The following is a 25,737-nucleotide window of genomic DNA, read 5'->3' as shown; positions in this document are numbered from 1 at the left end:
CGTTCAATCCCCGGCGACGAAGAACGTCCATTGTCCGGCGGGCGTGATGCCGACGCGGTAGAAGATATAAGCGCCGAATTGCTTCATGTCGTCATAGTCGCCGGCGGTGACGATCTTGAACAGCTCGACCCGCTGTTTCGCGTCGAGCTTGTCCAGCGGCAGCGCGAAGAAATACGGCCAGACATAGAGTTCCTGCGGCGTGCCGACGTCGATATGGACATAGCCGGCATTGAGCACTTCTTCCATGATGGCGAGGATTTCCTGGCCTTCGGTGTCGCCTGAAAGGCCCTTCAGGAAGGCGATCGGGTCGCCGTCGATGTCGCCCAGCGACAACTGGGTCATGGTATCGCCCTTGCCGATCAGCGGCCTCAGCTTCTCGATGTCACCGCTGACGCAAGCCTCGACGATCAGATCGTGCATGCGCCTGACCGGCTCCGGCAGCTTGGAAAGGTCGTAGACGACTTCGGGCAAGGGCGCATCCGGATCGACACGCGGATTGGCCACGCCGCCATCGTCGGTCGGCCCTTCCGGCTCGCTCTGCTCGGGATCGTCGGAAGGCTTCGGTTGATCGGCCGCTGGTGGCGTCGTGCCGAGCGGATCGGGCATCGGCACGGCACTACCGGGCGGCGACATATCGTCGGCGGCGGGTGGCGCGACGGGCGAGGGAAGGTCGTCCCGCTTGATCTCACTCAAGGCATAGGCTGGGCTGCTGGTAAGACAGAGCGCCAGTGGTGCAGCGGCGCAGCAAGCGGCGAGCCAGATGCTGAGGATCAAGCCACGCGGCTTGCCTGACATCGAAAAATTCACCGACTGCTTCTCCTTGGTTCTCAGGCCCTTACAGGTGCCTCGGGCCATACAAGTGCCCAGGCTCGTCCAGATGCCTTGGGCCGAGTGCCCAAGTGGCGCGCCGCCGTCGAAGAACCGGGTCTAGTGCTGCAATCGTCCTGGTTCGAAGGCGCCAGCGATTACCTTTTCACGCATGCGATCGAGCAGGGCAAGGGCCGAGGTTTCGCCATTGGCGCGCAACATCTCGCCGAATGCGGTTTCGAGTGCTGCCTCGGCAATAATTTCCGGCTCGATTCCAGCCGATAATCCTTCCGCCCAGGCCTCGCTGTGGCTTTCCACTGCGGTCAGGCGCTTTTCTTCCCTGACCAACGCGTCGATGTCGCTGACGCCATGTTCCATTGCGATGTCCACCCTTTGCAAGCGACGATCCGAAAGATCTTGGGCTGTCCCTTTTATACGCAGGTCCAAGTAAGTGTTTGTAAATACGACATTTCTGGGGTCGATCTCCAAAAGGTGCGTCGTCTTTAGCAAACCTGCGTTCGATCCGATTCAAACTTAGCCGATTAGGCCGGCCTACGGGGTGAAAACCTTCAGTTTGAGTTAATTCCACATCCGCGCGGTAACGTTTCGTTAATACCGTTGCAGAAGTGCAACACAAGTTTTGCACCAAGACGGCACTGGACACAAGACGGGGAGGGTTCAAAGGCGAATGGCGCCAGGGCGGGAAGCCGCCTTGAGCGCCTGTCAGTTGCCGTAGCGCGAGGCGATGTCGCGCGTCAGCGTCTCGCCTTCCTTCATATAGCGGCTGATGGCTTCGGTCGCCGACGCCGTGCATTGCGTGTAGGTGCCGCCGAAGGAGCGATAGCCGCGGTTGAAGCTGGCGATGAAGCGGGCGCGCCGTTCCGGGTCCGGGTTCTCCGAATCGATCAGCTTTTCCATCTCGCCACGCCACTGGTCGCCTTTCTCGCCGCACAGATTGCGCAGGAAATGCAGCGATCCCAGAACCTCCGCCAGCCGCATCAGCCCGGGCTCGAATGGCGATTCGGCGGCCAAAGCCGGGCGTGCCGCGACAGCCGTGCTGACGGCGAGGCATGCGGCAAGGAACAGCGAGGCGCGGGTCATAAGTCTTTCTGGCCAAACTATTTGTCGCCTGCAAGGCGATTCTCCGGGCTCAAGCTCGGGTGCACTTGGAGCCAAGCAATTCTTCGGCCACGGCAAACACCGAACCGGCGAGGGGCAGCGCCATCATCTCGCTGAGCGTGTAGAACGCTGCCGTCTCGGCATCGTCGCTGGCCACCGCCTCGCCGCCGGCATAGACGGCGCCGAACACGGTCAGCAGGTAGTCGACCGGATGGCCGTCGCTCCTGCCGTCGATGTGGATTTCGCGCAGCGGGCGATAAGCGGTTGCACGTAGCCCGGTTTCCTCCAGCAATTCGCGCTGTACAGCCTGCTCCAGCGTCTCGCCGGTCTCGACCTTGCCGCCCGGAAAGGCATAAAGCCCTTGCGACGGCTGCCGTGCCCGCTTGACCAGCAGCACCGTGTCGCCGCGTACGACGGCGACCGAGACAGCCGGCAGTGTCTTTCGCATCTCGTCCATGGATTCCCGATCGTTCGGCTGCTGTCGTTGTGGACGGCCAATGACAAACAGCTTTAGCGGTTGCGCAACGCCGGTTCCATCGCCACTTTCGCATCGGACCAATTCGCGAGTTTAGCCTCATGTGCGGACGCTTTGCCCTGACCGCCACGCCGGAGCGCACCGCCGCCTTTCTCGGTCTGGCGGAGCTCGAGGATTTTCCGGCCCGCTACAACATCGCGCCGACGCAGCCGATCCTGATGGCGCTCGCCGGTCTGCCGCAGGCGCCAGGCTCGAACCTGCCCGACCGGCAGCCGATGCTGGCGCGTTGGGGCCTGATTCCCACCTGGGTGAAGGACACGCGCGAGTTTCCGTTGCTGTTCAACGCCCGCTCGGAAGGGGCGGCCGAAAGGGCTTCGTTCAAAGCCGCCATGCGCCACCGCCGCGCTCTGGTGCCGGCCTCTGGTTTCTACGAATGGCGCCAAACCGGTGGCAAGAAGGGGCAGCCCTATTGGATACGGCCGAGGCATGGCGGATTGGTCGCCTTCGCGGGGCTGATCGAGACCTATGCCGAGCCGGGAGGTTCGGAAATGGACACCGGCGCCATCCTGACCGTCAATGCCAATGCCGACATCGCCCACATCCATGACCGCATGCCGGTGGTGATCGCGCCTGAGGATTTCGCCCGCTGGCTGGATTGCCGCGCGCTCGAACCGCGCGACGTGGCCGACCTGCTGCGGCCGACGCAGCCAGACTTCTTCGAGGCAATTCCGGTATCCGACCTTGTCAACAAGGTCGCCAACACCGGACCGGAGGTTCAGGAGAGAGGTGTCGTTGGGCCGGAGCCGGAGAAAGTCAGGCGCCAGAAGCCTGGCGCGGACGACACTCAGATGACGCTTTTTTAGCAGAGGCTGTTATTTCAGGGCGCTGATTGACGCCCTCACGCCGGAAACCGCCAGCGGCATGCCAATTCAGGCAGCGCGCGGCGACACGATCTTCGGCGCCGGCTTCTTCTTTTTTGCGGTGTGCAAAAGGGCGGCGACAATCGCGGCCGGGCCGATCGCCCGGTAGTGATTGGCCAGCGCCGGTTGCTGGGCGCGGCTGGTATCTTGCTTGCTTCGAGACATGCTTCTCTTCCCTGGTAACATTTTCGTGTCTGCGTGTGCCGGGCGAATCTGACCGAATCGTGACGTCTGGTGAACTAGCCGGCGAATGTTTCATGACTGTGCCGACATGTTTAATAAAATGTTTCGGCCCTCAATTACCTCTGGTCCAACGACTCTTTTGCCGAAAGTTGCGACTTGACGGCAACACTGGGCGAGGCGATAAAGCCGCCCATGAAAACGTTTTTCGCCATTTGTGGCATTTGCATTATTGGCTAGCCTCGCGCTGGTCCGGACGTTTTCGCCTCATCTTCCTTCTAGAGTGGACAAACGCCCCGGCCAGCAGGCTGGAGCCTGATTTGCGCCTCGGCGCGGAGCTGGCTCCGACCATGTTCGAACGAAGCAACCGACCGGGACGGCACGAATGTCTGACGCATCGAAGGGCCTGCGCCTCTACAACACGCTAACGCGGAGCAAGGAAGATTTCTTCCCGATCGATCCGTTGAACGTGCGCATGTATGTCTGCGGCCCGACGGTCTACGACTTTGCCCATATCGGCAATGCGCGGCCGGTGATCGTCTTCGATGTGCTGTTCCGTCTGTTGCGCCATCTCTACGGCGAGGCGCATGTCACGTATGTGCGTAACATCACAGATGTCGACGACAAGATTAACGCTCGCGCCTTGCGCGATTTCGGTGGCGAGATTTCTTCGGGAAAACTGTCGCTCAACGAGGCGATCCGGCGGGTCACCGAAAAGACCGCCGACCAGTTTCACGACGATGTGGCTACGCTCGGCTGCCTCGAGCCGACGGTCGAGCCGCGCGCCACTGAATTCGTCGCCCCGCGCGCCGACGGCAAGGCCGACATGATCACCCTGATCGAGCGCCTGATCGAGCGCGGCCATGCCTATGTCGCATCCGGCGAAGTGCTGTTCGACACCGCCTCAATGCCGGATTATGGCCAGCTGTCGAAACGCAATCTCGACGAGCAACAGGCCGGCGCCCGCGTCGCCGTCGACGCCCACAAGAAAAGCCCCGGCGACTTCGTCTTGTGGAAACTGTCGTCGCCGGAAGAGCCAGGCTGGGACAGCCCGTGGGGCAGGGGCCGGCCGGGCTGGCACATCGAGTGCTCGGCCATGTCGGCCGCCTATCTCGGCGAGGTCTTCGACATCCATGGCGGCGGCCTCGACCTGATCTTTCCGCACCACGAGAACGAGATCGCCCAGTCGCGCTGCGCCCACGGCACCGACGTCATGGCCAAGGTGTGGATGCACAATGGCTTCCTGCAGGTCGAGGGCCAGAAGATGTCCAAGAGCCTGGGCAATTTCTACTCGATCAACGAACTCTTGGAGACGGAGACCTTCGGCGGTCGCAAATGGCCGGGCGAGGTGCTCAGGCTGGCCATGCTGATGACGCACTACCGCGAGCCGATCGACTTTTCCGTGCGCAAGCTGGAAGAGGCGGAGAACACGCTGCGCAAATGGAAGCGGGCTGCCGATCTGGCCCCAGCGGTGGCAAAGCCGTTGCCTGAAGCCGTGGTCGAAGCCCTGTCGGACGATCTTGCCACCTATGCCGCGTTCCAGGTGCTGACGCAGCTGGCCGGCGATGCCGCCGACGGCAATGACGCTGCTGCTTCGCTGAAGGCCGCCTTTCTGTTCCTCGGCTTCAACGTGGCGTCGGCTGATGTCGATGAAGGCAATGTCGCCAAAGCCATCGCCAATCGCCTGGCGCTGATTGCCGCGAAAAACTGGCCCGAGGCCGACCGCATCCGCGACGAGCTGCTGGCGCAAGGTGTACAATTGAAAGACGGCAAGGACCCCGCCACCGGCGAACGCATCACCACCTGGGAGGTAAAAAGATGATCGACCATCTTGGCATCGACGTTGCCGATTTCGACGCTTCGAAGGCCTTTTACGACAAGGCGATGGCGCCGCTCGGTGCGTCGCTGCTCTATATGGTGCCGCTGGAATACACTGGCGGCGAAAAGGTTGGCGGCTATGGCCGCGACCGGCCGGTGTTCTGGCTGCAGGAAGGCAAGGATGGCCAGAAGGCCCACCAGCACGTCGCCTTCACTGCGCGCAGCCGCGCCGAGGTCGATGCCTTCCATGCCGCGGCCCTTGCTGCCGGCGGCCGGGACAATGGCGGCCCGGGCCTGCGCCCGCACTATCACCCGAATTACTACGGCGCCTTCGTCTTCGATCCCGACGGCAACAATGTCGAAGCCGTCTGCCATGCCCCGGAGTAAGGACCGATGAGCCTCGACAACCGGCCCATTTATACCGGCGGCTGCCAGTGCGGCGCGGTGCGCTTTCGCGTCGAAGGCACGCTGGGCGATGCCTCCATCTGCCATTGCCGCATGTGCCAGAAGGCCTTCGGCGCCTTCTACGCGCCGCTGGTCTCGGTGCGCGGCGCAAAACTCGACTGGACGCGCGGCCAGCCGAAATATTTCCAGTCGTCGAACCATGTCAAACGCGGCTTCTGCGCCGATTGCGGCACGCCGTTGACCTTCACCGCGCCGGACGGCGTCGGCCTCGCCATCGGCGCTTTCGACGATCCGGCGGAGATCGCGCCATTGATCCAGTGGGGCACCGAGGCAAAGCTGCCCTATGTCGACTTGATCCCGCAATTGCCGGGCGAGGACACGTCGGCCGATCTGTCGTCGGCACCCTATCTCGCCGACCTCGTCTCCTATCAGCATCCCGACCACGACACCGAACAATGGCCGCCGGAGGAAAGATCATGACCGAAACGGTACGAACCGGCGGCTGCCAGTGCGGCGCCGTGCGCTTTCGCATCCACGGCGCGCTCGGGCGCCCGTCCATCTGCCATTGCCGCATGTGCCAGAAACAGTTCGGTTCGTTTTTTGGCGCGCTGGTGACGGTTCCCAAGGACGGCGTCGAATGGATCCGCGAGGAGCCGAGCTATTTCCAGTCGTCGGTCAACATCGATCGCGGCTTCTGCGCCCGCTGCGGCACGCCGTTGACCTACCGCCAGCCCGGCGGGCTCGAGATTGCAATCGGCGCTTTCGACGACCGCTCGGATCTCGCGCCGCAGATCCAGGTCAACTACGCCGTCCGGCTGCCCTGGGTGGAGACGATCTTCGATCAGCCCGTGCATCAGGATCCGGATTTCTACACCCGCCAGGAGCAGATCATTTCCTTCCAGCATCCCGACCACGAAACCGCGGATTGGCCGGCACACGGACTGCAGCTATGAGCAGTGGACTGCGCACGCTTTATCCTGAGATCGAGGCCTTTGACTCCGGCATGCTGGATGTCGGCGACGGCCACCAGGTGTATTGGGAGCGTTCGGGTACCAAAGGCGCCAAGCCGGCGGTGTTCCTGCATGGCGGTCCCGGCGGCGGCTTCTCGCCGAAGCATCGGCGGCTGTTCGACCCAAAACTTTACGATGTCATCCTGTTCGACCAGCGTGGCTGCGGAAAATCGACGCCCAACGCCTCGCTCGAGGCCAACACCACCTGGCATCTTGTCGCCGACATCGAGCGGCTGCGCACCATGTGCGGCTTCGAAAAATGGCTGGTGTTCGGCGGCTCCTGGGGCTCGACGCTGGCGCTCGCCTATGCCGAGACCCACCCCGACCGCGTCAGCGAACTGGTCGTGCGCGGCATCTACACACTGACCCGCGCCGAGCTCGAATGGTACTATCAGTTCGGTGTGTCCGAGATGTTCCCGGACAAATGGGAGCGCTTTTTGGCGCCGATCCCTGAGGCTGAGCGCGGCGACATGATGGCCGCCTACCGCAAGCGGCTGGTTGGCTCCGACCGCAAGGCGCAGATGGAGGCCGCCCTAGCCTGGGGCCTGTGGGAAGGCGAGACGATCACGCTGCTGCCGGAGCCGGAGACCAGCGACAAGTTCGGCGAGGACGACTTCGCCGTCGCCTTCGCCCGCATCGAGAACCATTATTTCGTCCATGCCGGCTGGCTGGAGGAAGGGCAGCTTTTGCGCGATGCGTGGAAGCTGAAAGATATCCCCGGCACCATTGTCCACGGCCGCTACGACATGCCATGCCCGGCGCGCTATGCCTGGGCGCTGCACAAGGCGTGGCCGAAGGCGGATTTCCACCTGATCGAGGGCGCCGGCCATGCCTATTCGGAGCCGGGCATTCTCGACCGGCTGATCCGGGCGACCGACCGGTTTGCGGGGAAATGACCATGGCTCGCGAGCGCCTCTATCTCTTCGACACCACACTGCGCGATGGCCAGCAGACGCCGGGCATCGACTTTTCCGTCGAGGACAAGATCGCCATCGCCAAGCTGCTCGACGAGTTTGGTATCGACTATGTCGAAGGCGGCTATCCCGGCGCCAATCCGACCGACACCGCCTTCTTCCAGGAGAAGCGCACGGCGAACGCGAAGTTCGTCGCCTTCGGCATGACCAAGCGTGCCGGGGTGTCGGCCTCCAACGATCCCGGCCTTGCCGCTCTCGTGCAGTCGAAATCCGACGCCATCTGCTTCGTCGCCAAGAGCTGGGACTACCATGTGCGCGTCGCGCTCGGCTGCACCAACGAGGAAAACCTCGATGCGATAAAAGCCTCGGTCGAGGCGGCGATCGCTTCGGGCAAGGAGGCGCTGGTCGACTGCGAGCATTTCTTCGACGGCTTCAAGGCCAATCCCGACTATGCGCTGGCCTGCGCGAAAACCGCCTACGATGCCGGCGCGCGGTGGGTGGTGTTGTGCGACACCAATGGCGGCACGCAGCCGTCGGAGGTGCGCGCCATCGTCGAAAGGGCTATTTCATCCGGCATCCCCGGTGACCATCTCGGTATCCATGCCCATGACGATACCGGCCAGGCGGTGGCGAATTCGCTGGCCGCGGTCGAGGCCGGCGTGCGCCAGATCCAGGGCACGCTGAACGGCATCGGCGAACGCTGCGGCAACGCCAATCTGATCTCGATCGTGCCGACGCTGGCGCTGAAGCCGGCCTTTTCCACGCGCTTCGAAACGGGCATTTCGGCCGAGGCCTTGACCGGCGTCTCGCGCCTGTCGCGCGCCTTCGACGAACTCTTGAACCGCGCCCCGGAAGCCCAGGCGCCCTATGTCGGCGCGTCCGCCTTCGCCACCAAGGCCGGCATCCATGCCTCGGCACTGGCCAAGGAGCCGGCGACCTATGAGCATGTCGAGCCGCAAGCCGTCGGCAACCGCCGCCGCGTCATGGTCTCGGACCAGGGCGGCAAGTCCAATTTCCTCGCCGAGCTGAAGCGGCGCGGCATCGACATGCCGAAGGACGATCAGCGGCTCGACGCGCTGATTTCCGTGGTCAAGGAACGCGAGGCCGAGGGCTATGCCTATGAAGGCGCCGACGCCAGCTTCGAGCTTCTGGCGCGCAGGATGCTGCACGGCGTGCCGGAATTCTTCAACGTCACCTCCTTCCGCTGCATGGTCGAGCGCCGCTTCGACGCCAACGGCCAGCTGAAGACGGTCTCCGAGGCGATCGTCAAGGTGGTGGTCGACGGCGAGGAAAAGATGTCGGTGGCCGAAGGGCATGGCCCGGTCAACGCGCTCGATATCGCGCTGCGCAAGGATCTCGGCAAGTTCCAGAACGAAATCGCCGACCTCGAACTGGCCGACTTCAAGGTGCGTATCCTCAATGGCGGCACCGAAGCGATCACCCGGGTTTTGATCGAATCGCATGACGGCACCGGCGCGCGCTGGTGGACGGTCGGCGTCTCCGAAAACATCATCGACGCCTCGTTCCAGGCGCTGATGGATTCGATCGTCTACAAACTGATGAAGAACCGCGACATGGCCGGGCTGGTGGCGGCGGAGTGAGCGCCCTTCCTCGCTCCCACTTCGTGGCGCGAGGAACTTGCGCCTTGACACTTGAACCATCACCAAAAGTCCATTGATCCATCAGTAATTTGCGATGGTCTTGGCAAGGCGGCTGGGCCATAGCGTTGGGCCATGGTCACAGAAGCAATTCGCCTGGAAGCAGATGCCAAGGCCCGTCGCGGCTTCCTGCTGGCGCTCGCCGCCTATCTCCTGTGGGGGCTGCTGCCCTTCTACATGAAGGCGGTCGCGCACCTGCCGCTGGCGGAAGTCATCGCCCACCGCATCGTCTGGTCGGTACCGATTGCCGCGGCGGTCCTGGTCTGGGCCGGCCGCACGACGGATTTCAAGGCCGCGATTCGCTCGCCGCGCACCATTGCGATGGCCGCGCTGACGGCGGCGCTGATCTCGGTGAACTGGGGCATCTATGTCTGGGCGATTGCGGTGGATCGCACCGTCGAAACCGCGCTCGGCTACTACATCAACCCGCTGGTCAATGTCGTTGTCGGCGCACTGCTGCTTGGCGAACGGCTGGACCGGCTGCAGATCGCGGCAGTGGCGCTGGCGGCAGTCGCGGTCACGGTGCTGACTATCGAGGGCGGCAAGCTGCCCTGGGTGTCGCTGGCGCTGGCGTTTTCCTTCGCCGCCTACGCCTTCTTCCGCAAGACGCTGCCGATCGGCCCGAGCCAGGGTTTCCTGCTCGAAGTGCTTTTGCTGTCGGTGCCGGCACTCGGCTACATCGCCTTCCTGATCGCCACCGGGCAGGACCATTTCGTCTCCGGCACCGCGACCAATACCGCCTTGCTGATCGGCTGCGGCCCGATCACCTCGGTGCCGCTGCTGCTGTTTGCGTTCGGCGCTAGGCTGCTGCGGCTGTCGACCATCGGCATCATGCAGTACATCGCGCCGACCATTGTCTTCCTGATCGCCGTGCTGATCTTCCATGAGCCTTTCGGCACCGTCCAGGCCATCGCCTTCGGCCTGATCTGGGCAGCACTGGCGATGTATTCCTGGTCGATGTTCCGTGGCCGCGAGATCCGGCCGGCGGCGTCGGCTGCAAGCTAAGGGTCCTCAATGTACGTGCTGCATATCGCCAACAAGAACTATTCCTCGTGGTCGCTGCGGCCATGGGTGTTGATGCGCACGCTGGACATCCCTTTCGAGGAGCGATTGACGCCATTTCCGACCGGGTCGAGCTGGGACCTTTACCGTCCGTTCTCGCCCAGCGGCCGGGTGCCGTGCCTGATCGACGACGGCTGGGCGGTTTGGGATTCACTGGCCATCGCCGAATATCTCGCCGAGCGCCACCATGGTGTCTGGCCTGTCGAAGCCAAGGCACGAGCCTGGGCACGCTCGGCTGCCGCTGAAATGCATTCGAGCTTTACTGCGCTGCGCAACCTATGCCCGATGAGTTGCGGCCTGCGCGTAGAACCCTTTCCTATGTCGGATGCGCTGAAGCACGATCTCTTCCGCCTCGGCGATCTCTGGAATGACGGTCTTGCCCGCTTCGGCGGACCGTTCCTGGCTGGCGAGCACTTCACCGCCGTCGACGCCTTCTTCGCTCCGGTGGCGTTTCGGGCGCAGTCCTACGGGCTGTCGTTCGAGGGTGCGGCCGCCGCCTATCCCAGGCAATTGCTCGACCTGCCGGCGATGCGCGACTGGTATGAAGCAGGCCTTGCCGAGACATGGCGCGAACCCGACCATGAGGCGGAAGTTCGTGCCGCCGGCACCATCACCGAAGACCTGCGCGCCACAGCCTGAAGGGCAGGGCGCGATCTCTTTGTTTGACGCAATTCCGGACGGAAAACCGTTTCACACTTTTCCTGGAACTGCTCTAAAACCCTCGTCCGAGCCGGCGTACGAAGAGATAGGTGATCCCGGCGATTACCAGCGACACCGCCGACACCACCCAAAAACCCATCGGCGTGTCCATGAAAGGCAGGCCACCGACATTCATGCCGAACAGGCCTGAGATGATGGTCATCGGCAACAGCACCGCCGTCATCACCGACAGCACGTAGAGCAATTCGTTCGACTGCGTCGTCAGCTTGGCCATCAGTTCGTCCTGCAGCAGCCGGGCGCGCGCCTGCAATTGTTCGCCGTCGTAATGCAGCGTCTGCGCCCGGTGCGACAGCCGCGTCGCCATATCGTTGATCGAGTCCGGCAGGTCGTTGCGGTGCGAATGGTCGAGATGGCGAAACAGATTGGTCAGCGTCGCCATCTGCCGGTGGATCACCACCAGATGCCGGCGTGCGTCGACCAGCGGCTGCCGCTCATTGTGCCATGCGTCGCAGACGATGCGATCCTCGATACCGTCGAGCGTGTCGCCGAGGCCGCCGAGCTCTTTCACCATGCCGTCGAACGACTGACCGATGACGGCCTCAATCAGTTCGGCCGGGGAGCGGAACTTGCGCGATCCGTTCTCGATCGCCTTGCGCACATTGTCGACTGATTCCAGCGGTTGCTTGCGGGCGCCGATCAGCATCGTGTCGTTGAGGGCGAAGCGGAAATGGCCGAGCCCGCGCGCTTCCGCTGAATAGTCGTGGCGCAGGTCCGGCAGGTCGCCATAGAGCCAGTCGTCCTCGAGGTCGATGTGGCAGCCATGGCTCGAGGTCAGGAAGGCTTCGCGCACCGGTGGTGGCAGCGCCGGCTCGCTGGCGATCTCGTGACGGGCGCGCATGTCGGAAAGCTGGTAGCTGCGCCATGTCCAGTGCGCGGCGGCGGCGTCCTTGGTTCGCGCGCCCTCAGCGGTGAAATGATAGATGAAGAACAGCCCATGCTCGTCGGGCAAGAGTGATGAAGAGCTTTCCGGATTGAGGGCGATGTTCATGGTCGCTGCGCCAGGTCACGAATACTGCGCCGCACGATGGCGGCGGCAGAGTCCTAGCATGGGCGGGTCGGGTTCCGTGTGACGGTTTTTTGACAGACGATCACAGTCTGGCCATCACCTGCTATCGAGCCGGACGCTTCCAGTCATTGCCGTCATCGTCCGAACCGGCGTCGCAGCCACCGCAACGGTGCGGTCAGCCGCCAACTGTGTGAGGCAAGCAGCGCGTTGCGCTCCGCAAGAAGAGTACTTTGATCGCGCAGGAGTGAGGCGTGTTCGAGTTTGAGGCCCTGGCGGGCGTCGTGCTCGGCAATCCGCGCTTCAAGCTCCCCGCGCAACCGTTCGGCCTCGGCCACCGCCGCCGAGCCCAGAACGTCGCAGCTTTCATCAAACTTCGCCCGCACGAGGTCCAACCGATGGCGCAGATCAGGGCTGTCGCCGCCGGCCGCCATGGCGCACAGAATGTCATAGGTAGTGCGGACAAGCGGCGTGACGTCTGGATGGTTTTGCAGGTCCTCGATCGTCGCCCGCTGATGATGCAGGTCCGGCGTCAGAAACTGTTCGATCTCGGCTTGAGCCTTGCCAAGGCCCGTCGGCCAGACGACGCCGGTCGCTTTCGCCGCTCGGCTCAAATGTTGCTGCCAATCGGTCACGACCTCTTCGTGGCGAAGGAAATATCGCGGCATGTGCCGTGAATGATGCTCCGCCTCCAGCACATGCCTGAGCCACAGCAGGAGCGATTTGGGCAACGATAAACCATCACGCCGCTCCAGCGAGAGGGCGACCTCGAGGGGATTTCGGACCGGCAAGAAGGCGACCGCCTCGACTTCCATCTCGGCCAGGATCGACGACACCAGCGGAACGAACCGGCAGATCCGCGGATCCTTGACGAAGAAAAGCGGTTGGTCTGCGAATTCGCTTGTCAGGATCGCCTTGATCTTGTGGTGATGACCTTCCGCCGCCGGCGACTTCAGCCACTGCGGATCGAGTTGCCGCCAGTCATGCCAGGTGGAGCCTGCCGCTGCGAGCAGATCAGTGTGTGCCAATTTGAGCAGGCCGCTTTCCCAGTATCCCCTGGGATTGGCGAGGTCGGCATCCAGCAGGTTCTTCGGGCCAGTCGCGCCCAGCGCGTTGAGGGTGCCGCCAAGTGCGGAGGTACCGCTGCGATGCATCCCCAGGACGAGGATCGCCTTTCTTTTCGGTCGCTTCCCGGCCGGCTTCCTGGCCGTCGATGGCGGGTGCTCGACGAGCGGGAGCCGGGCCTGCAGCCATTCTCGTATCCCCGCCGGAAGTTGCAGCGTTCCGTCCAATATCGGGTTTGGCTCGGCTGATCCGGTGTTGAACAGCCCATGGTAGTGAATGTGAACCAGCCGCGATGGATCCGGCCTGGTCAATGGATGAATTTCATGGAGCGGAAAATTGTGCGTCTCCGGCAAAAGGCGCACGCGATGGCTGCCAGCGACAGCCGCCAGAGAGAACGCCGCCTGGCTCGTGCCCCAGAAAGTTGTGGCCTCGCCTTGGTGAGTTCCGCTGCCAGTCATGAAGGCTGGCCTGTCGGCGGACCACGGTGCCATGCCGGCTGCGATCAGTCGGTTGAAGATATTCTCGGTCTGCCGGAACAGCCCGCTCTCCCTTTTTGACACGATAAGTCCGCCATTGTAGCTCGCCCGGACTACGTCGCGGCCGTCCGTCGTCTGGACGACGGGTATATTCTCGTAATCGACGCCGACGAGGGCGCATAAATCCCGCCAGTACATGTCGAACGGATCGCCGGCGCCGGTTGTGCACATCCCCTTGACATCGACCGGGCGCGCGGCCGCCGAACAGGAGCCCAACGAAAAATCGGGCTCGGCAATGAATAGGGTATCGCTGTCAACCTGGACGATAACAGGCGGTCCGGGCCGGCGTTCGACATGCGCGAGCGCACGAACCTTGTAGGAAGGGCCGTATTGGGAGCCGCGGCTGTCGACCTCGATCGGCAGGTACTCGACCCCCAATTGCTTGAATTGGCGCAGCGTCGACGAAGACGGGCGACCGCTGCGCCGTGGCGACACCACCGTTATCGGGGATCGCGAATAGGCGCCGGCGAAACACCTGATGCTTTTGCACAGCAGCAGCGCTTGGGCTTCGAGGAAACCCGCCTCGGCGATCAGCACGAACTCGACCTCATGCCCCGGCTTGTCGGGCGCCCGGGCGCCTGCCCGCCGCAACGCCGGCGCGCCCTGCGTTGGCAGCGAGGAACGCTTTGCCCCCGATGTTGCGATTTTCTGGATGATGAGGTCGTGGCCGCGATGCAACTCGCGGTACTGGCCGGCAATGGCTGACAGGAATGCGTCTATCCCGCCGCCCGCACGGTCGGGCCCGCCAGACCGCAAGTCCCCCTCATGGTGTTCGAAAATAACGATCCCGCTGTCTCGCACGATCGGCCATGACAATCCGGCATCGGTCTCGACATCTGTCCTGCGATTGCCGCTGTCGATGTGGACGAGGTCGAAGCGGCGCTGCGCGGCGGCAAGACTGGCAAGCGCCTGGGGCGCGCCAGCTTTGATCGTTTCGACCCGTTCGCCGAATTCGCCGGGATTGACATAGAGACGGTCTTCCGGATGCCTGGGCTGGCTGCTGCTTTTTTGGCGCCGGTGCTCGGGACTGCCGTCAAACGTATCCACACATGTCAGCTGGCATTTGTTGAGATGGTTGAGAAAGAAAATCGGCGGCCGTCCTTCCAGCGAACCGATTTCCAGGACATCGAGCGTATCGTTTCGGCGTGCGGCCAGCAGCGACGCCCAGATCGGAAAAAGTCCCGAAATATCGACGCGCGCGGCCGTCGGCGGATGGGTGCCTGGCTGACCATGAACGCCCCGTTTTGCCTCAATGGCCCGCGGCCGGGTCAGCCAACGCCGTGTCACCTGCAGGCGGCTCCGCAACCCCAGCGCCAGCCGCGACACTGCTGCGCCGGTCGCGGCGCGCCGGTCGAGCGGCCAGCACAGATAGCAGACGCGCAGCATCTCTTTGATCCGCAACGGCGGGCTGGCAAGCACACGTGCGACAAGACCATGCGCCAGTTGCCTCGCGGCTTCCGCATCGTCTACCCGCGTAAAGGGCCTGGAAGCGGCGAGAAAGACGCGCAGCACGCCCAGCAGCTTGCCGTAGGCGGCAGCGCGCCGCTCGACGGGAATGGTGTCTCCGCGAATAAAGCCGGTAAGTTCATAGGCGAAGACATCGTCATAGAGATCGTAGGTCAGGCCGATCCTGGCCCACAACGCCTCGCGGATCGGATGCGTCCGATTGCGCGCGTTTCTCCTGTGCCTGGCGCTCAGGCCGAGCGCATTTGCCCGGTAGCGTGTCAGCGGTTCGACAAGATTTCGCGCCCGGCAAAAAGGCAACATGCCGAACCACAGATAGTGATCGTGCGAGATCCACTGATCGACTTTGTACCCCCCGGCTGCCTCGAAGCAACTGCGACGATACGCAATCGCCGACTGGTAGAAGGGGGCGTGGAACAGGATCGTCCAACGGATCTCAAGATCCGTTTCCGGCATTCGCTGTGCGCCGATGACATGACCGGCTTCGTCGATCAGCGTCACCGCATTTCCGACCAGGCCGAGTTCGGGGTCCTCGTCAAGTGCGGCGACCAGCCGTCCGACATGCGTGGGCTCCGCGATATCATCCGAATCGAGGCGAAGGATAATGTCGCTGCGGGCAGCTTTGATTCCGAGATTCGCCGCGCCGGCCGGGCCGATGTTGACCGGGCTAGTCACGATACGGATGCGGGGATCGCGACGCGCCAGGGCCTGGAAGGCCGCGTCCAGGCCCGTTCCATCATCGACCACGACAAGTTCGAGATCGTGGAACTCCTGGCAGAGGATACTGTCGACGGCAGCATCCAGGAAGCGCTGGTCGACGTGCACGGTCATGATGACCGACGCGCGTGGCGCTTTGCCTGTCCTGACCGTCGTTCCGTTTTCCACCGATCCGCCCCTTGCCCAGCCCTCCGATAGCCAATTCAAACGGGAGCCGCAAACGGAAATCGCTGGCGCATGACTGCGCAAAGTGACTGTTTTTGGGGGGATAAGGATGGCCGATCGGGCAATAGCCGGCTAGCTGTCTTTCCGAAGCGGCGCAGGCACTCAAAACTGTCCGCCGGCGCCTGGCAAGTCTCAGCGCTTCGGCCCAAACCCGGGGTAAGGGTTGAGCGGCACGACCGCTGCAATGTCCATCATGCCGGCCTTGACCAGCGGTAGAGTGGCGAGATGGTCGCGCACGTCGGCGTCGCTGCCGGCTTCGAACATCATGCCGCTGCCGGGAACATCGCCGCGGTTCCACACCTGGCGCACCGCGCCTTCGGCGTAGAGCGTGCGGCGTTGCTCGGCCTCGCCGGGCAAAAGCGGGGCGAAATCGGCGTCGCTGAACTTTTCGGTGTTGCGGGCGAGAAGGGCAAAAAACTGCATGGCGGTCTCCTGTGTTTGGGATGGCGAAACTATCGCCGCTACTAGTCGGACTGTCCAAGACTGATTAGGCTAGAGTTGAGACCTGATGGGACTTTAATGCCGGGGAAAGAGATGCTCGACCTGCGCCAGATCCGCTATTTCGTTGCCGTCGCCGAAGCCGGCAATGTCGGCCGCGCCGCCGAGGCGCTGCACATCTCGCAGTCGCCCTTGAGCCGGCAGATCATGCAACTCGAGGAACAGCTCGGCGTCACCCTGTTCGAAAGGGCAAAGCAGCGGGTTCATCTCAACGCCGAAGGCCGCGCGTTCCTCACTCAGGCGCGGGCGCTGCTGGCCAACGCACGGCAATTGGAGGAACTCGGCCGCAATCTTGCCAGCGGCGCGGTCGGCCGGCTCGCCATCGGCTATGTCGAAGGTGCGGTGCATGCCGGCCTGGTCAGCCGGATGCTGCGCCAGTTCCGGCGCGACCGGCCGGATTTTCATCTGCAGCTGAAGAACCAGCGTTCCGCCGCGCAACTGGAGGGACTGCGTCAGCGTTCGCTTGATCTCGGCTTTGTCTATGGGCCGCCTGCCGCCGAAGATCCCGATATCATGAGCACGCTGATCCAGCGCGAACCGCTGGTGCTGGCGATGCCGCAAGGCGATCCGCTTGCCGAAGTCGCCGACATCCAATCGCACCATCTCGACGGTCGCACCTGGATCACCGTGGTGCGCCAGCCCGATGACACCAACCGCAGCCAGTTCCTCGCCGCTTGCGCCAAGGCCGGCTTCCTGCCCGACATTGCCTATGAGACGGCCGATCCGTTGACGTCACTCGGCCTGGTCAGCGCCGGCCTCGGGCTGGCGACAGTGCAGCAGAGCTTGCGCAGTGCCGCCCCGGCCGGGATCGTCTTTCGTGACTTGCCATGGTTTGAACGGACGGTGTCGATCCATCTCGCCTGGCGGCGGCAGGACAAGCGGGCGGTGATTGAGGAACTGCGTAGGGCAGTAGGGCAGTAGGGCAGTAGGGCAGTAGGGCAGTAGGGCAGTAGGGCAGTAGGGCAGTAGGGCAGTAGGGCAGTAGGGCAGTAGGGCAGTAGGGCAGGCGCTCCAGGCAATTCACATACTGCCTTACTCCCTTATTCCCCTACATCTTGTCTATCACCGACTGCACGCCCTCCGTCGGCGCATCGACGGACGATCCCGCCACCATGATGGCGGCGACGATCGCTTCGGGGTCGGCGACCACCAATGGCTTGACCCGCTGCGCCGTGTGGATGAAACCTTCCGCCGTCATGTGGTCGAGCAGCGCCAGCATCGGATCCCAGAAGCCCTTGACGTTGGCGAAGACGATCGGCTTGCGGTGATGGCCGAGCTGGCCCCAGGTCATGATCTCGACGATCTCCTCGACCGTGCCGATGCCGCCCGGCAGCGCCACAAAGGCGTCGGATTTTTCGAACATCTTATGTTTGCGCTCGTGCATGTTGTCGGTGATCACGAGCTCGTCGAGCCGGTCAAGCGCGGTTTCGGTTGCTTCCTTGTTGATGAGGAAGCGCGGAATGATGCCCGTAACCTTGCCGCCGGCCCGCAATGCGCCTTCGGCGACGGCGCCCATGATGCCTTTGGTGCCGCCGCCATAGATCAGCCGGAGGCCGGACCTGGCAATCGAGCGGCCAAGCAGGTGTCCGGCCTTGGCATAGGTTTCATCGCGGCCCGGAGACGAGCCGCAATAGACACAGACGGATCGAATCGTGTTCATGCAAGTGATTGGTGATTGGGTCTGAAAGCGTGGTCAAGCCCCAGAGGTGAACAAGCCCGGGCTTTTTCTTGTCGGTCCAGACAAAACGCGCTAGACCGGCATTAGGCGGCTAAGGGGCAAGCAAATACATGGCAATCAATCCATTGAAGGCGTTTTTGTTCGCGGCGGGTGGGACCGTTGCGGTCGCGGGAACGGCCTATGTGTCGGGTGCACTTGACCCGTATCTCAATCACACACCTCCGGCGGAAGTCGCGGCGCTGACACCGCCGGCGCAAAAGCCGGCTGATCCGGGGACCGAGGGACGGCTGCCGCCAGCACCCGCCGCGGCCACCGATGCGCCGGCGCCGGCTGCGCCAGCACCTGCGACGGATGCCGCGGCACCGGCTGCGCCGGCAACGGATGCGGCAGCGCCTGCAGCACCCGCGGCAGCGACCCCGCCTGCCGCAGCACCGGCCGCCACCGGCCCGATTGCGCCGAGCTTCGATGTCGTTCGCGTCGAAAGCAACGGCTCCATCGTCGTTGCCGGCAATGCGGCGCCCAACGCCAAGGTCGAAATCCTCGACGGCTCGACGGTTCTCGGTTCGACGGTCGCCGGTCCCGATGGCGCCTTTGTCATCGTTCTCGACGATCCGCTGAAGCCTGGCGATTACACGATCGCGCTGCGCGCCACGACCGGCGATGTCGTCACCCCATCGGTGCAGACCGCTGTCGTCTCGGTTCCCAAGGATGCCGCCGGCCAGGTGCTGGCGATGGTCGAGGAACCGGGCAAGCCGGCCGAATTGCTGACTGTTCCGGCGCCCGAGACGAAGCCTGCCGCGCCGGCTGCCGAGGCACCTGCGCCCGCTGCTCCGGCGCCTGCCGCAGCTGCTGAACCTGCCGCCCCCGCGCCGGCTGCACCGGCCGTGGTTGAGGCGGCGCCGGCGACGCCGCCGGCGGCAGCCGTGGCCGAACCCAAGATCGTCGTCGAGGCGGTCGAGATCGACGGCAACAAGATTTTCGTTGCCGGCCTCGCCGATGCCGGCCGCAAGGTGCGCGCCTATGCCAACGACATCCTGCTCGGCGATGCACAAACCTCGCCTGACGGCCACTTCCTGGTCGAGGCGACGCGCGACATTCCGGTCGGCAGCTACACCATCCATGTCGACGGCCTCGATGCCGACGGGGTGAAGGTGGTGGCCCGTGCCGCTGTGCCGTTCGAGCGCGAGCCGGGCGAGGCGGTTGCCGCCGTGGCGCCCGCCGAGGCCAAGCCTGCCGAGGTCAAGCCGGCAGCGCCGGCGACGGTGGCCGAAGCGCCTGCCGCACCTGCAACAACCGAACCCGCCGCCCAGCCTGCACCGGCAGTGGTCGCAGAAACGCCCGCACCCGCGGCGCCGGCTGTTGCCGCCGCGCCGGCCGAGACGGCACCAGCGACGACGCCGGCTCCTGCCGCCGAGGCTCCGGCCGTGGTGGCGGCAGCAACGCCGCCGGCCGAAGTGCCCGAGACCGTAGCGCCCAAGCTCGAACATGCCGACGGCGCCGTCATCATCCGCCGCCACGACACGCTGTGGCGGATTTCGCGGCGCGTCTACGGCCACGGCGTCCGCTATTCGACCATCTACCTCGCCAACCAGGACCAGATCACCGATCCCGACCGCATCTGGCCGGGGCAGGTGTTCAAGGTGCCGGAAAAGTCGAAGGAAGGCGAAGCCGCCGACCTCAAGGCGATGGGCGACCAGATGACGACGCCGCCGGCCAAAACGCAGTAGGTCGGGGATTGGCTAATCTCCCCCCTTGAGAGGGAGATGGCCGGCAGGCCAGAGGGGGTCGTCGCGCGTGAAGCGTCGACCTTCTCTTTTCTCCGAGCGACGTCGCGTCAGGACGTACCGACCCCCTCTGTCGCCCTCGGCGACATCTCCCCCTCAAGGGGGGAGACTAGGTCGCTACCCATTGGAGTAGCTTGCCCCACACCCGTTCATCGTCTATCGCCGATGACCGATGACAGAATCTCTCCTCGAAACAAACACACGCTGCCGCGCCCCCGACAGCCGCGCCGTCGCTGCCCGCATGGCCGCTCTTTCGCATCCGGCGCGCATCGAAATCCTGAAACATCTGTCGGCCAGCAGTTCCTGCTGCTGCCGTGAGGTCGTCGACCATCTCGACCTGGCGCAATCCACCGTTTCCCAACATCTGAAGATCCTCGTCGAAGCCGGGCTGGTCCGCTTCGAGCCCGACCGCCAGCGCTCGCGCTACGAGGTCGACCGTGCGGCGCTCGCCGATATCTCGGCATCGCTGACCGCGCTCGTCAATTCCTGCTGCTCCGGCCGCTAAAAAGATAAGAAGAAGGCACCAAAAATGGCCGAAAAAACCGTCTCCGCCGACTCCGGCTCGACCTTCAAGACCTTGCGCAACCTGTGGCCTTACATGTGGCCGGCCGACCGCGCCGACCTCAGGGCGCGGGTGGTGTGGGCGACCGTGCTACTGGTCGTCGCCAAGCTGACCCTGGTCGCTGGGCCCTATTTCTTCAAATGGGCGACCGATGCGCTGGCCGGCGATGCCAAGTCGGTGCCGCCGCTGCCGACATTCCTGCTGGCGCCGGTCATGCTGGTCGTCGCCTACAATGTCGTGCGGCTGGTGCAACTCGGCTTCAACCAGCTGCGCGATGCGCTGTTTGCCCGCGTCGGCCAATATGCGGTGCGCCAGCTCGCCTTCCGCACCTTCGTCCACATGCACGAACTGTCGCTGCGCTTTCACCTGGAACGGCGAACCGGCGGCCTGTCGCGCATCATCGAGCGCGGCACCAAGGGCATCGAGACGATCGTGCGCTTCACCGTGCTCAACACCTTGCCGACCATTCTCGAATTCGCACTGACCGCCGGCATCTTCGCCGTCACCTATGGCTGGAAATACGTGGCTGTCGTTGCTGTCACGGTGCTGCTCTACATTTGGTTTACGGTCCGGGCCAGCGACTGGCGCATCGTCATCCGCCGCGACATGAACGACAGCGACACCGACGCCAGCACCAAGGCGATCGACTCGCTGCTCAACTACGAAACGGTCAAGTATTTCAACAATGAAGGCATGGAGGCCGAGCGTTTCGACCGCTCGATGGCGCGCTACGAGATCGCGGCGACCCGGATCTGGACTTCGCTCGGCTGGCTGAACTTCGGACAGGGCATCATCTTCGGTCTCGGCACGGTTGTCGTCATGTGCATGTCGGCGCTGCAGGTGCAGGCCGGCACGCAGACGGTCGGCGACTTCGTCTTCATCAACGCCATGCTGGTGCAGCTCTCGGTGCCGCTCAATTTCATCGGCTTCATCTACCGAGAAATCCGCCAGGGGCTGACCGACATCGAGCAGATGTTCGACCTGCTCGATGTGCCGCAGGAGATCCTCGACAAGCCTGACGCCAAAGCCCTGGTCGTCGGCACCGGTAAGGTCGAATTCCGCGACGTGCATTTTTCCTACGACCCCAACCGCAAGATCCTCAAAGGCATCAGCTTCGAAGTGCCGGCCGGCAAGACGGTCGCCATCGTCGGACCCTCGGGCGCCGGCAAGTCGACCATTTCCAGGCTGTTGTTCCGCTTCTACGATATCCAGAGCGGGGCGGTGCTGATCGACGGCCAGGACGTCCGCGATGTGACGCAGGAGAGCTTGCGCGGCGCGATCGGCATGGTGCCGCAGGACACCGTGCTGTTCAACGACACCATCGCCTACAACATCCGCTACGGCCGTGTCGGCGCCAGCGAGGAGGATGTGCGCAAGGCAGCCGAACTCGCCCAGATCGGGCCGTTCATCGAGCGGCTGCCTAACGGCTACAAATCGATGGTCGGCGAGCGCGGGCTGAAACTGTCGGGCGGCGAGAAGCAGCGCGTGGCGATCGCCCGCACCATTTTGAAGGCGCCGCCGATCCTGATGCTCGACGAGGCGACCTCGGCGCTGGACAGCCACACCGAACAGGAGATCCAGGCTGCACTCGACCTGGTCAGCCAGGGCCGCACCACAATCGTCATCGCCCACCGGCTGTCGACGGTGATCACCGCCGACGAGATCATCGTGCTGCAGGACGGCCAGATCGCCGAGCGCGGCACCCATGCCGCCCTGATGCACAAGCGCGGCCTCTACGCTTCGATGTGGGACCGCCAGCGCGAAGCCACGGAAGCCGAGGAGCGGCTGCGCCTCGCACGCGAAAGCGACGAGCTGGGCGTCGTCGTGCGCCGCCGCACGTCGGAGGTGAACTAGCGCCGAAGTGATCTCCCCCCTTGAGGGGGAGATGTCGCCGGAGGCGACAGAGGGGGTCGCCGCGCGTGAAGCGCCGGCGCCTTCATCAAGAGGACGACGTCGGCGATTATGTGAGACGACCCCCTCTGGCCTGCCGGCCATCGGCAGCTCCGCCGCCGCGCCATCATCGCCCCACAAAAATCCCCTTGACCTCAACTTACCTTGAGCTTGCAAACCATCTCCGAGCCTCCTGACTAACAAACCTTCCAAATCGGAGATGAATGAAATGAGTACCAAAAATCACCACAATGGCAGCGTGTTCCGGGTCGACAAGTTTGTCGTCCCAGCCGCCGCGCGCGAAGAGATCCTCACCAAGGTCAGGACGACGCATGAATTGCTGCGCCGGCAGCAGGGCTTCGTCCAGGATTTCCTGCTCGAGCAGTTCTCGGGTCCCGGCGAGTTCAACCTCGTCACCATCGTCGGATGGGAAAGCCAGGCCGCCGTCGACAAGGTCGTGCCGATCGTCAAGGCTGCGCATGAGCGCATCGCCTTCAACCCGCAGGAGACGATCGCCCGGCTCGGTGTCCCCGGGCCGACATCGCCAACTATCAGCGCTTGCCCGAGCTGTAGGAGGGCCAGCCCGTGCCTGGTGCCGGCGCCTCGGCGCTGAGCACCTGGCCGGTGCGGGCATCGCTGATCATATGTTCGAAGCCGCGCCACTCCGCGGCGACGATGAAGAGCGTCTTGCCGTCCGGACCGCCGAGCATGCAGGCAAAGCAGCCGCGATCGACGTCGACGCTTTGCAGCACGTCGCCGCCTTCGCGCACCCGCACGCAATGCCGGTTGGGCACGTCGGCATACCAGACGGCGCCCTCGGCATCGATGCAGATGCCGTCGGGAAAGCCGTCGCCGAGATCGGCCCAGACCCGCCGGTTGGCAAGGCTGCCATCGGCACCGATGTTGAAAGCGGTCAGCCGGTTGGCGTGCGATTCGGCGACGATCAGCGTCCTGTTGCCAGGCGTCACCGCCATGCCATTGGCAAAGGCGATGTTCTCGGCCACCTGGCGGACCGAGCTATCAGGTGTGATCAGCACGATGGTACCCGGCCCGAAATGCTCGCCCGGAGCAGGCGCAGGCCCGCCGCCATTAACATAGATGTTGCCGCGTCCGTCGACGACGATCTCGTTCCACGGGCTCTTTGAAAGCCCTCTCAGATCGGCATGAGTGACCAGCGTCCCGTCAGGCTCCTGTCGCAGCAGCAGCCCGTCGCGGCCGGAGACGACGAGCAGGCGCCCGTCCGGCAGCCAGTCGATCGAATAGGGCAGGACGGCCGGCACGGTGAGCATGATTTCGCTGTTGCCGTCGCCATCGACAGCGACGATCTCGCCCGTGCCCCAGTTGCAGACCCACAAGCGTCCATCATGCCAGCGCGGCGATTCCCCGAAGGCGAGGCCAGTCGCTACGATACGCGCTTCATGGACTGCTGATTTCGGCGACGGCATTGCGGGCTCCATGGTTGGTTCGGCAGCGCTTCGAAGGAGCGCTATCTCCCAAGGACGAGCGAGCGTGGCTCGCCCCGACAATAGCGTTGGTTTTTGTCAGCCGGCCAGAACGCATCTGTCCCATGCCTTGGGCGTCGCCCATTGTTGCGTTGCGACGACGGGGGCTTTCCGCTATTGAGGCCGGACCTGAAACAAGGGTTGCCCCCATCCCATGAGCCTCGTCGACACGATCAAGAATGTGTTCGTTCCGATCCATCGCGAGGGCTATCCGTTCATCGCCGCCTTCGGCGCGGGCACGCTTTTCCTTGGTTATTTCTCCTCGATCCTGTTCTGGATCGGCCTCATCCTGACGGCCTGGTGCGTCTATTTCTTCCGTGACCCCGAGCGCGTCACGCCGGTCGACGACCGGCTGGTGGTCAGCCCCGCCGACGGCATCGTCTCGGCCGTCGGCCCGGCCGTGCCGCCGCGCGAACTTGGCCTTGGCGGCGCCGAAATGACCCGCATCTCGGTGTTCATGAATGTCTTTTCCTGCCATGTGAACCGCGCTCCGGTGCGCGGCCGCATTTCCCGGATCGAGCATCGGCCGGGCAAATTCCTCAACGCCGAACTCGACAAGGCCAGCACCGAGAACGAGCGCAACGGCTTGATCATCGACAGCCCCAACGGCACCGTTGTCGCGGTGCAGATTGCCGGGCTGGTGGCGCGCCGCATCGTCTGCTGGGCCGAGACCGGCGGCTCGATCGCCATCGGCGAGCGTTTCGGACTGATCCGCTTCGGCTCGCGCGTCGACGTGTTCCTGCCCTTGACCGCCGTACCGCGCGTCGCTGTCGGCCAGACCGCTGTCGGCGGCGAAACCGTGATCGCCGAATTTGGTGGCGTTGCCGGAACGCCGCTGGTCAGGATTTCGTAGGCGATGGGCGCGCCGTTCAAGAAATTCGAGGCGCATGGCAGCGGTGGCCCGCGCATCCGCGAAATTCCTATGCGCATGGTGCTGCCCAACCTCGTCACCGTGCTCGCCATCTGCGCGGGTCTGTCCGGCATCCGCTTCGGCTTCGAAGGCCGCTTCGAGCCGGCGGTGGTGATGGTGCTGCTCGCTGCCTTCCTCGACGGCATTGACGGGCGCCTGGCGCGGATGTTGAAGGCGACCTCGAAATTCGGCGCGCAGATGGATTCGCTGGCCGACATCGTCAATTTCGGCGTCGCGCCCGCTTTGGTGCTCTATGCCTTCCTGCTCGACCGGGCGGGATCGCCGGGCTGGATCGCGGTGCTGCTGTTCGCCATCGCCTGCGGGCTGAGGCTCGCCCGCTTCAACGTTCTCGACGAGGACCACGATCGCCCGATCTGGCAGAGCGAATATTTCGTCGGCGTGCCGGCGCCGGCGGGTGCCGTTCTGGTCATGCTGCCGCTTTATCTGTCGTTCCTGCGGGTTGGCGTTGAGCCCAGCCGCCCCGCCGCCTTTATTGCCACCGGCTTCACTATCCTGGTCGCCTTCTTGCTTGTCAGCCGGCTGCCGGTCTATTCCGGCAAGAGCCTGAAAGTGCCAGGCGACAAGGTGTTGCCGATCATCCTCGCCGTCGTGCTCTACATCCTGCTTTTGATGACCTATCCCTGGTATACGCTGACCGCGTCGGTCGCCGGCTATCTGATCTTCCTGCCGTTTTCCGTACGGGCGTACTCGAAACGCGCCAAGCGCGAGGGCGAGAAGGTTCCGCCTTCGGATATTGGGTAGGGTCCTTCGTCATCCTAGGGCGGAGCGACGCGAAGCGGAGCGGAGACCCTAGG

At 63.9% G+C, this 25,737-nt stretch carries 25 protein-coding genes and 1 pseudogene; 16 read left to right on the top strand and 10 right to left on the bottom strand.

The window, feature by feature from the left end:
* Window positions 1–3: 3 nt before the first annotated feature.
* From AC1DXN_RS00790 to AC1DXN_RS00775, 4 genes are all read right to left on the bottom strand, one after another.
* Window positions 4–807 (bottom strand): hypothetical protein, encoded by an 804-nt coding sequence (locus AC1DXN_RS00790; protein WP_477243952.1) that lies wholly within the window; start codon window positions 805–807, stop codon window positions 4–6.
* Between the two features lie 120 nt (window positions 808–927).
* Window positions 928–1,185 (bottom strand): hypothetical protein, encoded by a 258-nt coding sequence (locus tag AC1DXN_RS00785; RefSeq protein WP_258603005.1) that lies wholly within the window; start codon window positions 1,183–1,185, stop codon window positions 928–930.
* Window positions 1,186–1,530: 345 nt separating this feature from the next.
* Window positions 1,531–1,908 carry a TIGR02301 family protein gene (locus tag AC1DXN_RS00780; protein WP_477272168.1) on the bottom strand — a complete coding sequence of 126 codons (378 nt, stop codon included), beginning with the start codon at window positions 1,906–1,908 and terminating at the stop codon, window positions 1,531–1,533.
* A gap of 49 nt (window positions 1,909–1,957) precedes the next feature.
* On the bottom strand, window positions 1,958–2,383 hold the full coding sequence (locus tag AC1DXN_RS00775) for an NUDIX hydrolase (RefSeq protein WP_477272170.1): 426 nt from the start codon (window positions 2,381–2,383) through the stop codon (window positions 1,958–1,960).
* A 119-nt stretch (window positions 2,384–2,502) separates the two neighbouring features.
* Here AC1DXN_RS00775 and AC1DXN_RS00770 point away from each other — a divergent pair, with 119 nt between their 5' ends.
* Complete coding sequence (locus tag AC1DXN_RS00770) at window positions 2,503–3,264, top strand: SOS response-associated peptidase (RefSeq protein ID WP_477272172.1); 762 nt, start codon at window positions 2,503–2,505, stop codon at window positions 3,262–3,264.
* Between the two features lie 66 nt (window positions 3,265–3,330).
* Here the strand turns inward: AC1DXN_RS00770 and AC1DXN_RS00765 are convergent, their stop codons facing one another.
* Window positions 3,331–3,486, bottom strand: a complete 156-nt coding sequence (locus AC1DXN_RS00765; RefSeq protein WP_477243960.1) for a hypothetical protein — start codon at window positions 3,484–3,486, stop codon at window positions 3,331–3,333.
* 400 nt (window positions 3,487–3,886) lie between these two features.
* Between AC1DXN_RS00765 and cysS the strand changes: the two genes are divergently transcribed.
* From cysS to AC1DXN_RS00725, 8 genes are all read left to right on the top strand, one after another.
* The gene (cysS, locus tag AC1DXN_RS00760; protein WP_477272174.1) at window positions 3,887–5,323 is read left to right on the top strand and encodes a cysteine--tRNA ligase; all 1,437 of its coding nucleotides are present in this window, start codon (window positions 3,887–3,889) and stop codon (window positions 5,321–5,323) included.
* Window positions 5,320–5,706: a VOC family protein gene (locus AC1DXN_RS00755; RefSeq protein WP_477243963.1), complete on the top strand. Its 387-nt coding sequence runs from the start codon at window positions 5,320–5,322 to the stop codon at window positions 5,704–5,706. Before cysS ends, AC1DXN_RS00755 begins: the two co-directional genes overlap by 4 nt.
* A 6-nt stretch (window positions 5,707–5,712) precedes the next feature.
* On the top strand, window positions 5,713–6,204 hold the full coding sequence (locus AC1DXN_RS00750) for a GFA family protein (RefSeq protein WP_477272176.1): 492 nt from the start codon (window positions 5,713–5,715) through the stop codon (window positions 6,202–6,204).
* Window positions 6,201–6,677 (top strand): GFA family protein, encoded by a 477-nt coding sequence (locus AC1DXN_RS00745; RefSeq protein WP_477243967.1) that lies wholly within the window; start codon window positions 6,201–6,203, stop codon window positions 6,675–6,677. Before AC1DXN_RS00750 ends, AC1DXN_RS00745 begins: the two co-directional genes overlap by 4 nt.
* Complete coding sequence (pip, locus tag AC1DXN_RS00740; protein WP_477272178.1) at window positions 6,674–7,630, top strand: prolyl aminopeptidase; 957 nt, start codon at window positions 6,674–6,676, stop codon at window positions 7,628–7,630. The genes AC1DXN_RS00745 and pip overlap by 4 nt, the downstream gene beginning before the upstream one ends.
* A complete protein-coding gene (gene cimA / locus AC1DXN_RS00735) occupies window positions 7,627–9,249 on the top strand; it encodes a citramalate synthase (protein ID WP_477272180.1) in 1,623 nt (540 codons plus the stop codon). The genes pip and cimA overlap by 4 nt, the downstream gene beginning before the upstream one ends.
* 132 nt (window positions 9,250–9,381) lie before the next feature.
* A complete protein-coding gene (rarD, locus tag AC1DXN_RS00730; RefSeq protein ID WP_477272182.1) occupies window positions 9,382–10,311 on the top strand; it encodes an EamA family transporter RarD in 930 nt (309 codons plus the stop codon).
* A gap of 9 nt (window positions 10,312–10,320) precedes the next feature.
* Window positions 10,321–11,007, top strand: coding sequence for a glutathione S-transferase family protein (locus AC1DXN_RS00725; protein WP_477272184.1), 687 nt, complete (start codon window positions 10,321–10,323; stop codon window positions 11,005–11,007).
* Between the two features lie 73 nt (window positions 11,008–11,080).
* Here the strand turns inward: AC1DXN_RS00725 and AC1DXN_RS00720 are convergent, their stop codons facing one another.
* The 3 genes from AC1DXN_RS00720 to AC1DXN_RS00710 all read right to left on the bottom strand — a co-directional run bounded on the left by AC1DXN_RS00720 (window position 11,081) and on the right by AC1DXN_RS00710 (window position 16,521).
* On the bottom strand, window positions 11,081–12,076 hold the full coding sequence (locus AC1DXN_RS00720; RefSeq protein WP_477272186.1) for a transporter: 996 nt from the start codon (window positions 12,074–12,076) through the stop codon (window positions 11,081–11,083).
* A gap of 152 nt (window positions 12,077–12,228) precedes the next feature.
* Window positions 12,229–16,041 (bottom strand): glycosyltransferase, encoded by a 3,813-nt coding sequence (locus AC1DXN_RS00715; protein ID WP_477272188.1) that lies wholly within the window; start codon window positions 16,039–16,041, stop codon window positions 12,229–12,231.
* Window positions 16,042–16,230: 189 nt separating this feature from the next.
* Complete coding sequence (locus tag AC1DXN_RS00710) at window positions 16,231–16,521, bottom strand: muconolactone Delta-isomerase family protein (protein WP_477272189.1); 291 nt, start codon at window positions 16,519–16,521, stop codon at window positions 16,231–16,233.
* A 96-nt stretch (window positions 16,522–16,617) separates the two neighbouring features.
* Between AC1DXN_RS00710 and AC1DXN_RS00705 the strand changes: the two genes are divergently transcribed.
* A complete protein-coding gene (locus tag AC1DXN_RS00705; protein ID WP_477421431.1) occupies window positions 16,618–17,517 on the top strand; it encodes a LysR family transcriptional regulator in 900 nt (299 codons plus the stop codon).
* 127 nt (window positions 17,518–17,644) lie between these two features.
* Here AC1DXN_RS00705 and AC1DXN_RS00700 read toward each other — a convergent pair whose 3' ends face one another.
* Complete coding sequence (locus AC1DXN_RS00700) at window positions 17,645–18,256, bottom strand: LOG family protein (protein ID WP_477243982.1); 612 nt, start codon at window positions 18,254–18,256, stop codon at window positions 17,645–17,647.
* 128 nt (window positions 18,257–18,384) lie between these two features.
* On the opposite strand from AC1DXN_RS00700, the gene AC1DXN_RS00695 reads away from it, so the two are divergent.
* The 4 genes and pseudogenes from AC1DXN_RS00695 to AC1DXN_RS00680 all read left to right on the top strand — a co-directional run bounded on the left by AC1DXN_RS00695 (window position 18,385) and on the right by AC1DXN_RS00680 (window position 23,083).
* A complete protein-coding gene (locus AC1DXN_RS00695; RefSeq protein ID WP_477272192.1) occupies window positions 18,385–20,001 on the top strand; it encodes a LysM peptidoglycan-binding domain-containing protein in 1,617 nt (538 codons plus the stop codon).
* Window positions 20,002–20,230: 229 nt separating this feature from the next.
* Window positions 20,231–20,563: an ArsR/SmtB family transcription factor gene (locus AC1DXN_RS00690; protein WP_477243986.1), complete on the top strand. Its 333-nt coding sequence runs from the start codon at window positions 20,231–20,233 to the stop codon at window positions 20,561–20,563.
* 24 nt (window positions 20,564–20,587) lie between these two features.
* A complete protein-coding gene (locus AC1DXN_RS00685) occupies window positions 20,588–22,474 on the top strand; it encodes an ABCB family ABC transporter ATP-binding protein/permease (RefSeq protein ID WP_477272194.1) in 1,887 nt (628 codons plus the stop codon).
* Window positions 22,475–22,739: 265 nt separating this feature from the next.
* A pseudogene (locus AC1DXN_RS00680) lies at window positions 22,740–23,083 on the top strand (antibiotic biosynthesis monooxygenase family protein).
* Here the strand turns inward: AC1DXN_RS00680 and AC1DXN_RS00675 are convergent.
* Window positions 23,062–23,955, bottom strand: coding sequence for an SMP-30/gluconolactonase/LRE family protein (locus AC1DXN_RS00675; protein WP_477272196.1), 894 nt, complete (start codon window positions 23,953–23,955; stop codon window positions 23,062–23,064). The pseudogene AC1DXN_RS00680 and the gene AC1DXN_RS00675 sit on opposite strands and share 22 nt — an antisense overlap.
* 211 nt (window positions 23,956–24,166) lie before the next feature.
* Here AC1DXN_RS00675 and AC1DXN_RS00670 point away from each other — a divergent pair, with 211 nt between their 5' ends.
* Window positions 24,167–24,865 carry a phosphatidylserine decarboxylase gene (locus tag AC1DXN_RS00670; protein ID WP_477272198.1) on the top strand — a complete coding sequence of 233 codons (699 nt, stop codon included), beginning with the start codon at window positions 24,167–24,169 and terminating at the stop codon, window positions 24,863–24,865.
* Window positions 24,866–24,868: 3 nt separating this feature from the next.
* Complete coding sequence (locus tag AC1DXN_RS00665) at window positions 24,869–25,684, top strand: CDP-alcohol phosphatidyltransferase family protein (RefSeq protein ID WP_477272200.1); 816 nt, start codon at window positions 24,869–24,871, stop codon at window positions 25,682–25,684.
* Window positions 25,685–25,737 lie beyond the last annotated feature (53 nt).

It is taken from the genome of Mesorhizobium sp. P2_H9, from assembly GCF_056403215.1.
The sequence above is the reverse complement of the archived record's forward strand: the minus strand, read 5'-3'. Positions and strand labels throughout refer to the sequence as shown.